At 65.7% G+C, this 9,380-nt stretch carries 11 protein-coding genes and 1 pseudogene; 8 read left to right on the top strand and 4 right to left on the bottom strand.

What is annotated here, in order from left to right:
- Positions 1–169 precede the first annotated feature (169 nt).
- From ACPYOM_RS18500 to ACPYOM_RS18510, 3 genes are all read left to right on the top strand, one after another.
- A complete protein-coding gene (locus ACPYOM_RS18500) occupies positions 170–1,162 on the top strand; it encodes an amino acid ABC transporter permease (RefSeq protein WP_481347076.1) in 993 nt (330 codons plus the stop codon).
- Positions 1,159–1,923: an amino acid ABC transporter ATP-binding protein gene (locus tag ACPYOM_RS18505; RefSeq protein WP_481347077.1), complete on the top strand. Its 765-nt coding sequence runs from the start codon at positions 1,159–1,161 to the stop codon at positions 1,921–1,923. The genes ACPYOM_RS18500 and ACPYOM_RS18505 overlap by 4 nt, the downstream gene beginning before the upstream one ends.
- A 298-nt stretch (positions 1,924–2,221) precedes the next feature.
- Positions 2,222–2,767 (top strand): DinB family protein, encoded by a 546-nt coding sequence (locus tag ACPYOM_RS18510; RefSeq protein WP_481347078.1) that lies wholly within the window; start codon positions 2,222–2,224, stop codon positions 2,765–2,767.
- A gap of 613 nt (positions 2,768–3,380) precedes the next feature.
- Here ACPYOM_RS18510 and ACPYOM_RS18515 read toward each other — a convergent pair.
- On the bottom strand, positions 3,381–3,632 hold the full coding sequence (locus tag ACPYOM_RS18515) for a transposase (RefSeq protein WP_481347079.1): 252 nt from the start codon (positions 3,630–3,632) through the stop codon (positions 3,381–3,383).
- Between the two features lie 3 nt (positions 3,633–3,635).
- On the opposite strand from ACPYOM_RS18515, the pseudogene ACPYOM_RS18520 reads away from it, so the two are divergent.
- Both ACPYOM_RS18520 and ACPYOM_RS18525 read left to right on the top strand, forming a co-directional pair.
- Positions 3,636–3,851: pseudogene (locus tag ACPYOM_RS18520) on the top strand (divalent metal cation transporter); the annotation flags it as partial.
- 68 nt (positions 3,852–3,919) lie between these two features.
- Positions 3,920–4,102, top strand: coding sequence for a hypothetical protein (locus tag ACPYOM_RS18525; protein ID WP_481347080.1), 183 nt, complete (start codon positions 3,920–3,922; stop codon positions 4,100–4,102).
- Positions 4,103–4,231: 129 nt separating this feature from the next.
- Here ACPYOM_RS18525 and ACPYOM_RS18530 read toward each other — a convergent pair whose 3' ends face one another.
- The 3 genes from ACPYOM_RS18530 to ACPYOM_RS18540 all read right to left on the bottom strand — a co-directional run bounded on the left by ACPYOM_RS18530 (position 4,232) and on the right by ACPYOM_RS18540 (position 6,141).
- A complete protein-coding gene (locus ACPYOM_RS18530; RefSeq protein ID WP_481347081.1) occupies positions 4,232–4,708 on the bottom strand; it encodes an exonuclease/endonuclease/phosphatase family protein in 477 nt (158 codons plus the stop codon).
- A 58-nt stretch (positions 4,709–4,766) separates the two neighbouring features.
- A complete protein-coding gene (locus tag ACPYOM_RS18535; protein ID WP_481347082.1) occupies positions 4,767–5,018 on the bottom strand; it encodes a hypothetical protein in 252 nt (83 codons plus the stop codon).
- Positions 5,019–5,220: 202 nt separating this feature from the next.
- On the bottom strand, positions 5,221–6,141 hold the full coding sequence (locus tag ACPYOM_RS18540) for an AraC family transcriptional regulator (protein ID WP_481347083.1): 921 nt from the start codon (positions 6,139–6,141) through the stop codon (positions 5,221–5,223).
- 364 nt (positions 6,142–6,505) lie between these two features.
- Between ACPYOM_RS18540 and ACPYOM_RS18545 the strand changes: the two genes are divergently transcribed.
- The 3 genes from ACPYOM_RS18545 to ACPYOM_RS18555 all read left to right on the top strand — a co-directional run.
- The gene (locus tag ACPYOM_RS18545; protein WP_481347084.1) at positions 6,506–7,870 is read left to right on the top strand and encodes an ABC transporter substrate-binding protein; all 1,365 of its coding nucleotides are present in this window, start codon (positions 6,506–6,508) and stop codon (positions 7,868–7,870) included.
- 93 nt (positions 7,871–7,963) lie between these two features.
- Entirely contained in the window at positions 7,964–8,911 is a 948-nt protein-coding gene (locus ACPYOM_RS18550) for a carbohydrate ABC transporter permease (RefSeq protein ID WP_481343700.1), read from the top strand.
- On the top strand, positions 8,908–9,380 hold a 473-nt coding region (locus ACPYOM_RS18555; protein WP_481347085.1), incomplete at its 3' end, for an ABC transporter permease family protein. The genes ACPYOM_RS18550 and ACPYOM_RS18555, both read left to right, overlap by 4 nt.

Here is a 9,380-nt window from a genome sequence, read left to right on the forward strand (position 1 = left end):
GGCATCGGACTGAACAAGAACTCGGGCCTGTCCAAGGCGGTCAAGGCAGCGGTCGACAAGCTGATCGCGGACGGCACCTATGGAGAGATCCTCAAGAAGTGGGACCTGTCCGAGAACGCGGTCACCGAAGCAGTGATCAACCCGTCCACCAGCTAGTCGAGGGGAGACCATGGCAATGTCCAACGTCAAGGCGCCAACCGGGTCATCGCCTCCGCACGGGGGTCGCACGTCCGGCGGTGTGGCCTCCTGGGTCTCCAACGCTCACCCGGCTCGCACGGCAGGACGGGTGGTGGTGACGGCCATTGCGCTGGTCCTGGGCGCAATGTTCCTCAACCTGCTGGTGACCTCACCGACCCTCCAGTGGGACGTCGTGGCGCACTACTTCACGGGCCGGGAGGTGATCGACGGTCTCATCAAGACGATCGAGCTGACCATCGCCGCCATGGTCATCGGAGTGGTTCTCGGGATCGTGCTTGCGCTCATGCGAATGTCGCGCAGCCTGGTCCTCACCACGGGGGCGTCGGCGTTCATCTGGCTGTTCCGCGGCACACCCCTGCTGGTACAGATCATCTTCTGGTACAACCTGTCGTCCTTCATCCCCCGCATCTCCGTGGGAATACCGTTCGGCCCGAGCTTTGCGTCGTGGGACGTCAACCACATCATCACTCCACTGGCGGCGGCCCTTCTTGCGCTCGGCCTGAACGAGGGCGCGTACATGTCTGAAATCGTCCGGGCGGGCATCGCCTCGGTCGAGGGCGGCCAGATGGAGGCATCGCTCGTGCTGGGCATGACGAAGGGTCAGGCGATGCGACGCATCGTGCTACCGCAGGCGGTGCGGATCATCATCCCTCCCACCGGCAACCAAGCCATCGGGATGCTCAAGGGGACCTCATTGGTCAGCGTGATCTCGACGCCCGAACTGCTCTACTCCGTACAGATCATCTACGCCCAGACCTTCCAGACGATCCCGCTGCTGCTGGTCGCCAGCATCTGGTACCTCATCCTCACCACCGTGCTGTCCGTCGGGCAGTACTACCTCGAACGCCACTACGCCAAGGGTGCCTTGAGGGCCATGCCGCTCACCCCACTCCAGAAGGTCCGACGCTGGTACGCGACTCACGCACCAAGCGAAGTAGCCAAGAAGACGGGATCCCTCCGATGAACGAGAGGCCTCTGCTCCGCGTCGAGGACGTCCACAAGTGGTTCGGGAACGTCCAGATCCTTCGCGGTGTGTCGCTGGACGTAACGCTCGGCGAAGTGCTCTGCGTCATCGGGCCGTCAGGCTCGGGCAAAAGCACGCTGCTGCGCTGCATCAACCACTTGGAGAACCTGGACGCCGGTCGGATCTACCTCGAGGACGAGCTCATCGGCTACCGCGACGAGCGCGGCAAAGTCGTCGAGCGCACGGCCAAGGACCTTGCTCGTCAGCGAGCAGCGATGGGCATGGTGTTCCAGCAGTTCAACCTGTTCCTGCACAAGACCGTCCTCGAGAACCTGATAGAGGCACCGATGCTGGTGCTGAAAGAGTCTCGCGCGTCGGCCGAGCAGCGCGCCCACGAGCTGCTCGGCCAAGTTGGGTTGGCTGAGAAAGGACACCAGTACCCACGCCAGCTGTCCGGCGGGCAACAGCAACGGGTAGCCATTGCCAGAGCGCTCGCCATGCGGCCGAAGCTCATGCTCTTTGACGAGCCCACGTCCGCCCTCGACCCGGAGATCGTCGGCGACGTCCTCACGGTCATGCGTGATCTGGCGAAAGCCGGCATGACCATGATCGTCGTGACGCATGAGATGGAGTTCGCGCGCGAAGTCGCTGATCGCCTCATCTTCATGGACGCGGGAGCGATCGTCGAGGAGGGTGATCCCGCCAGCATCCTGACCCAGCCCACTGAAGCCAGAACACGACAGTTCCTCGCTCGGCTCTGACGGGGCCGACTCGCCGGCTCGACGTGGGACTCGATCTCAGTGGAGACTCACCCCCTCGATGGCAAACGGCGAGGGGCAAGGACGCCAGACCTCCGGGGAAGCACTCCCCCCAGCTCTCCGGCCTGCGGATGCGTGGCGCGAGCAGCGCTCATGACCCGCTCACTCACCGGTTCGCCCACCTCTTTCAGCCGCGGGGCGGCCCGGCTGAGGGTCTGCCCACCTCCGCGGCAACAGCTGGACCGAACCGCCACCGTCTACCGTTGATCCGGCACCACCTCACAGCCTTCCGGAGCGACGCATGGACAACGATGAGATCCACGCAGAGCTCGACCGTGTGCGCCGCGACTTCCGGTACCTGCTCGAGACCGCGACCAAGGCGGAACTCGGCCGGCCGAGCAACGGCACCAAGTGGACCAATGAGCAACTGCTCTTCCACATGCTCTTCGGATACCTGCTCGTACGCAACCTGCGCCCCCTCGTGCGCGGGTTCGCCAGATTGCCCGACCGGGCCTCCAAGACCTTCGCGGCGGTGCTGGATGCCGCGACCCGGCCATTCCATGTCGTCAACTACATCGGCTCCCTCGGCGGCGCCCGGATCCTCGGGCGACCCCGCATGGTCCGTCTCATGGACCGGAACATCGAACAGCTGCACGCGTCGCTCGACGCAACGCCCGAGAACACGCTGCGACGCGGGATGCACTTCCCGGTCGGCTGGGACCCCTACTTCGCCGACTTCATGACCCTGCGAGACGTCTACCACTACCCCACGCAGCACTATGAACACCACCGGCGCCAACTCACGCTGGCCAATGCCCGTGACCAGGGACACTCTCCCGGAACCTAGCCGCCGACCACCCGACTCTTCACTGCGCCAAGGACTTTCGCGCGACTTCGTCTCGAATGTCGTCCTCTACGACATCGAAGGCCGCCTGCTGCTGGCTGACGGTTATCACCGAATAGCTGCGGCCCGACAACTCCGCAGAACGGTCATCTCGGCAGATGTACGAAGAGGCACCCGAGCTGATGTTGTGCGTTTCGCCGCGGACCTGGCGCGGCAGCAGCGCGACTTCCGGAGGAACAGGTGCTGGCCGCCATCATGCGAAGGGCCGACGGCCGTACGGGATCTCACTGCCATCGGGACGATCGCCTCGGTTCGCCGCATGTGCGCGCGCTGCCGGGATACTGAACGGGTGAGTCCCTCCGTGCTGAGTGCCTTGCTCGTGGTCCTGGCCGTCGGAGCCGCCAGCCTTTGGGTGCTGGCGGATGCCCGGTCACGGGTGAAGCTCGACCGACCCGTCGTCGCCAGGTTCGGTGATCTCACGGTTGATAGGCCGGAAGTGTGGGCGGCCCTATGCCTATTGGTGCTGGTGCTGTTCTTGCCGCTTTACCTCGTGGCCCGCAGCGCCGAGTAACCCAGGGCACCTTGCACGCCCTCTCATCGGTGCGGGTTCAGGCGGTCATTGCAACGCTTCCGCTAGTGCTTCTGATGGTGTCTTGAAGCCGAGGGTCTGTCGAGGGCGGGCATCGAGTTCCGCGGCGATTGCGCCGAAGTCGGCTTGTGTCCGGGTGCGGAAGTCGAGGCGTCGCGGCAGGTACTGACGCGGCAGGTCGTTGGTGTTCTCGTTGCTGCCGCGCTGCCAGGGCGACTTCGGGTCGCAGAAGTAGACCTGCACGCCGGTGTCGACGGTGAAGCGTTGGTGCTGGGCCATCTCGTGTCCGAGGTCCCAGGTCAACGTCTCCGTCAGCTGCTTGGGCCAAGCATCGAAACGGCATACGCCGCCCTGGGGGCCAACGCCGGCCAGATCGCCGCGACGATCCTCGCCATCGCGCTGCTCGCCTCGGGTTTGGCCTCAACCCTGGTGGGCGTCCAGACGAGCGACGTCGTCATGCAGGGCTTCGGTCGCCGACCGATCTCGCCCCTGCCTCGCCGGCTGCTGGCAGTCGTCCCGGCTCTGATCATTCTCGGCATGGGTGTCGAACCGACCAGTGTGCTCTCGTGTGGAGCCAGGTTGTGCTCTCCTTCTCCCTGCCAGGAACGCTCGTGCCGTTGCTGCTCCTCACGGGCGACCGCCGGGTCATGGGAGTCCTCGCCAACCAGCGGATCACGACTGTCGTCGCCTCGGTCATCACCGCGGTCATCGTCGGCCTCTGTGGCTACCTCGTCGCCACCGGACCTTGATCTGGTGGCGGTACGAGTCGCCCGCGTTCAGGTGCCAGCCCAGCGGGTCGACCTACTCGACAACCCCGCCGAGCCCTGCCGCGCCGGAGTGACGTCCGGACCTGCCGCGGTCCGCTCGAGGTCGCTCGCTCACGTCGGGTGTCCCGGGTTGAGCTCGAACTCGACCCATAGTGGGTAGTGGTCGCTGATGCGCCACGAGACCGCGATCTTCGACATGCCGGCGTAGACGTAGGGCAGGAAGTCGATGTTCCCGGCTCGTCCGGTGTAGGTCATGCCGTGGAGCAGGTTGTGGACCTGGCCGGTGGCGTCGACATCGGAGAACCAGGCGATCTGGTCGTAGTAGTGGCGCTTGCTCGGGGTGTCGAAGATGGTGCGGGGCAGCGTGCTGAGCTCGCCGGGTGGGAACAGGCCGGTGGAGACGAAGGCCCGGTAGAGCGGTGTGCCGGGGCCCTCGAGGTTGAAGTCGCCGAGCGCGAGGAGGTTGCTGTTCCAGTCGTGGCCGCGGACGGCCCAGTCGTGCATCCAGGTCGCGAAGGCGGTGATCTCGGGGATGCGGCTGGCCGGGGCGTCCCAGACGATGTGCACGGTGGTGAGGATGAACTCCACCGCGTTGCGGGTGAAGCTGGCCGCGTACGGGGTGCGGGCGAACTGTGCCGCGGCCGTGTCAGACCTCCTGGACGGCGACGACGTCGAAGGCGGACGCGACCGCCGCGATGAGGGTGATCGCACGCCAGTCCCGTCGCGGGATGGCGTTCGCCGGTGGGTCCCAGGACTCGGTCACGTCGGAGAACCCGCGCAGGTTCCAGGACCCGATGAGCAGGTTGGTGTCCGTTCGGGCCGGCACGATGTGCCGGACGGCCGCCTGCAGGGCCGCAGCCTCGGCCTGAACCGCCGGGGGCGGCTGCGAAGTCAGCATGGTGCCATGTCAGCACGCACTACCAGCCCTCGGCACGAGAACGCGCATACCGCTCAGAGGACCCCCTGACCTCGCCCTACCTTGCCGCCGAGCGGCGGCCTTGCCGATCGAGAGCATCAGCCCGCGGGCCTCCGACCCGATCTGGCGACGGCTCCTCGAACCTGGGTGATGGGTACACGGCCACCCCCGACCGGGTCGAACCTCAGTCCGACGGTGCGCGCCGGTTGAGGCTCAGGATCTCCGGCGGCGGCTTCTGCGCGCTCTCGAGACGCCGGTAGTTCGTGGGCGTCGTCCCCACCTCGGCGAGGAACTGCCGGTTGAAGTTGGCCATGTTGTTGTAGCCACTCATCTGGGCAATCTGCGCCACTGACGCCTCAGTGGTGTCGAGAAGGCGTCTGGCGTAGGCAATCCGCAGCTTCTTGACCATGCTCGAGAAAGTCATTCCCGTGGCCGTCTTGAAGTACTTGGAGAACGTCGGCTCCGACATGTAGGCGAGTCGGGCCGCAGTCGAGAGCCGGATGTCCCCGGTGAGGTTGTCGAAGATGTACGCCAGGCCCGCCTCGCCGGCGTCGCGCGACGCGGCGTCCGTGGGCCGACCCAACCACTCGCTCGCCACGACCTCGTACTCGTCATGGGGGGCCTGTGCGAAGAGCGCCAGGAGCTTGAAGAGGTGGGCCAACTGCTCGACCCCCTGGCTGTGCACGCACGCCAGGATCGTCTCGGCTGCGCGCCACGCGGTCGCGCCGGAGAAGACGAGTCCGCGGGTCGAGCGCTGCAGCACCTCCGAGAGCTCCACCAGCTCCGGCAGGTGCTTCATCGCCCCGCGGATCCACTCGTCGCTGAACTGGATGACGGCATCCCGGTCGACGGCGACCTGTCCCTCGGCCAGGTCGCTGACCCAGTCGTGAGGCAGCTCTGGCCCCATCATGCTGACGTGTCCCGGCGTGAACGTACCGATGTAGTCGCCGGCGATGAAGCTGCCACGCGTCTTGGTGATGAGGTGGATCTCGTACTCGGGGTGGGCGCCCCAGCCGCAGATCTCACTCGGGAAGTCATGCGTGAGCACACGCACCGAGGCCTGCGGGTGCGGTGGGATGTACTCACGCCGAATGGCTGGGCTCATCGTGGCACTCGGCGGACGGGTGGCCGCACGTGCCGGCTTCGCCCCACGGGCGGTGCCTCGATCCGGCGGGGGACCCGGTCGATACGAAATTGTCGGCTCCTTTGCAGCAGGGACGTCGTCCTTGCAGCCTCCGTGCGAAGTTCTGGCTTCGAGGGCGGCTCCGGTCGACATCCATCGGAAAAATAGTACCAACAGCGCACCGCCTGTGTCCTTGTTGACGCCGGCGCGGCCCCTCTAGCGTTCCGGCAAGTTCCAGTCAAGTCCACGCCGGACGACGCGTCCGGGCCCTTGGCCGCCACCGTTCCCGTATGCCGCTGGCGCTCGGGCCGGGTGGAACGAGAGATGCCTACCAAAGGAGTTGGGAATGCTTGCGAACAAGCGCATGCTCACGTTCGGCACGGGCATGGTGGCGATCACCGTGGCCCTGGCCGCGTGCTCGTCCGGCGCCGTCCAGGCCGGCGGCGGTTCGACCGGGGGAGCCGGTGGCACCGTCACCCTCAAGCTGGCCACGGTCAACAACGGCCAGATGAAGGACATGGAGAAGCTCAAGACCGAGTACGAGGCGGCCAACCCGGGCGTCAAGGTCAACTTCCAGGTCATGGAGGAGAGCGACCTGCGGGCCGCCGTGACGGCGGACGTGGCCAGCGGCGCCGGCCAGTACGACATCGTCACCATCGGCGCCTACGAGACGCCGCAGTGGGGCGCCAACGGCTGGCTCGTCGACCTCACCCCCGATCTGCAGAAGGACTCCTCCTACGACGTCGACGACCTGCTCCCGCCGGTGCGTGACGTCAACACCTACAACGGCAAGCTCTACGCCGTCCCCTTCTACGGCGAGTCCTCGATCCTCATGTACAACAAGGAGGTCCTGGACAAGGCCGGCGTCAAGATCTCGCAGAACCCGACGTGGCAGGAGGTCGCGGCGGCGGCCAAGAAGGTCAAGACCAACGACATGGCTGGCATCTGCATGCGGGGCAAGCCGGGGTGGGGCGACCTGTTCGCTCCACTCACGACGGTCGTGCAGACCTTCGGTGGGAACTGGTACGACAGCAACTGGAAAGCCACGGTCGACACCCCGGAGTGGAAGAACGCCGTGACGTTCTACAAGACGATGCTCGACGACTCCGGCGAGAAGGACCCAGTCTCCTACAGCTTCAACGAGTGTCTGACGGCGCTCAAGGAGGGCAAGGCCGCGATGTGGGCTGACGCGTCCGTGGCGGCGTCGATGCTCGAGGCTGCCGACTCTCCCGTCAAGGGCAAGATGGGCTACGCCCACATGCCGGTGGACAGCACGAAGGAGTCGGGCTGGCTCTGGAGCTGGAACCTCGCCATCCCGGCCACCTCCAAGAACCAGGACGCCGCGGTCAAGTTCGTCAAGTGGGCCACGAGCAAGGACTACATCAAGCTCGTCGGGCAGAAGATCGGCTGGTCCAACGTGCCGCCGGGCTCGCGCACCTCGACCTACTCGATCCCCGAGTACAAGCAGGCCGCCAAGGCGTACGCGCCCATCACCCTCGACGTGATGAGCTCCGTCAACCCGAAGCAGCCGGGGGTGAACCCGCAGCCGTGGGTCGGCATCCAGTACGTCTCCATCCCGGAGTTCCAGGACGTGGGCAACCAGTGCGCCCAGCTGGTCGCCGACTACCTGGCCAACCGGGGCACGGTCGACGACGCGCTCGGCAAGTGCCAGGCAGTCGCCCAGGCGGCTGGCGACAAGCACAAGAAGTGACGCCCCGATGACACGTGGTGTCGGGTCCGGCACTCCACGGGCCCGGCACCACCCACCTTCTCCGACCCCGCAGTCGCACGAGGGAGTGCCGACATGACCACCACTACCACCCAACCGACCGAGCTCGAGGACGTCCGCACCACCACAGCGACCGACAATCGGCGCCTGAAGCGGAAGGAGCTCTGGCGCAACCGGGGCCTGCTGCTGCCCGCCGTCGTCTTCCTCATCCTGCTGACGCAGATCCCGTTCCTGACCACCATCGGGTTCTCGCTGACGAAGTGGAACCTGCTCTACCCCAACGACCGCGCCTTCGCGGGTTTCGACAACTACACGAGCGCGCTGACCTCCGGTGACCTGTGGCCCGCGATCCGCGCCACGGTTCTCATCACGGCCTTCTCGGTCACCTTGGCCGTCTTGTTCGGCCTGCTCTTCGCGGTCCTGCTCGACCGCACGTTCCGCGGCCGCGCCGTGGCCCGGACCCTGATGATCACGCCGTTCCTCATCATGCCGGCGGCCGCGTCACTCATCTGGAAGTACTCGATGTTCGACACCAACATCGGGATGATCAACTGGGTCCTGCAGTCGCTGCACCTGCCCGTCGTCCCATGGAGCACCCAGTACCCGATGGCCACGGTCATCATCGTGCTGACCTGGCAGTTCACGCCGTTCATGATGCTGATCCTGCTGGCCGGTCTGCAGGGGCAGGACAAGGGAATCCTCGAGGCCGCCCAGGTCGACGGCGCCGGCACGTGGCGGACCTTCACGTGGATCACGCTGCCGCACCTGCGGATGTACGTCGAGATCGGCGTACTGCTCGGGTCAGTGATCATCCTGCAGGTCTTCGACCCGATCGCCATCCTCACCAAGGGGACCGGCGGCACCAAGACGCTTGCCTACCTTCTCTACGAGCGAGCCTTCATCGGTCTCGACGTCGGGCAGGCAGCCGCATACGGCGTCGTGACCGTCGTCCTCACCATCATCGTCGCGACCATCGCTCTCAAGAGCGTCTTCAAGGTCTTCATGGCAGGAGGAAGCCGATGAACGGCAACAGGTCCAACGGATCCGCCAGGAGGGCCCTCACCACCCTCGTCACGTGGATCCTGGTGCTGGTCTTCTTCTTTCCCGTCCTCTGGATGGTCCTCAACGGGTTCAAGCCGGAGTCGCTCGCGTCGTCGGTCAACCCGACGTTCATCTTCAAGCCCGTCACCGAGGGCTACCAGCTCGCAATGGACCGTGGCATGACCGGCTACCTCCAGAACTCGCTGACTGTCGCGGTGATCTCGACGATCATCTCGGTGTCACTCGCGATCCCGGCCGCGTACGCGCTGTCGATCCGCCGCGTGAAGAACGTCGAGGGCTCGCTCTCGTTCTTCATCTCGACCCGGTTCATGCCCCTCGCCGCGATCGTCCTGCCGCTGTTCATGATCTTCAAGACGATCGGGCTGCTCGACAACGTCTACGTGCTCGCGATCGTGTACGGCGCGATGAACCTACCTGTCACGGTGTGGAT

This window comes from Monashia sp. HAY1-2A (genome assembly GCF_056755315.1).

Bases quoted from the DNA above. Each gene is read 5' to 3' on its own strand.
- ACPYOM_RS18500 (WP_481347076.1), top strand. From the start codon at position 170: ATGGCAATGTCCAACGTCAAGGCGCCAACCGGGTCATCGCCTCCGCAC.
- ACPYOM_RS18505 (WP_481347077.1), top strand. From the start codon at position 1,159: ATGAACGAGAGGCCTCTGCTCCGCGTCGAGGACGTCCACAAGTGGTTC.
- ACPYOM_RS18510 (WP_481347078.1), top strand. From the start codon at position 2,222: ATGGACAACGATGAGATCCACGCAGAGCTCGACCGTGTGCGCCGCGAC.
- ACPYOM_RS18515 (WP_481347079.1), bottom strand. From the start codon at position 3,632: ATGGCCCAGCACCAACGCTTCACCGTCGACACCGGCGTGCAGGTCTAC.
- ACPYOM_RS18535 (WP_481347082.1), bottom strand. From the start codon at position 5,018: ATGCTGACTTCGCAGCCGCCCCCGGCGGTTCAGGCCGAGGCTGCGGCC.
- ACPYOM_RS18540 (WP_481347083.1), bottom strand. From the start codon at position 6,141: ATGAGCCCAGCCATTCGGCGTGAGTACATCCCACCGCACCCGCAGGCC.
- ACPYOM_RS18545 (WP_481347084.1), top strand. From the start codon at position 6,506: ATGCTTGCGAACAAGCGCATGCTCACGTTCGGCACGGGCATGGTGGCG.
- ACPYOM_RS18550 (WP_481343700.1), top strand. From the start codon at position 7,964: ATGACCACCACTACCACCCAACCGACCGAGCTCGAGGACGTCCGCACC.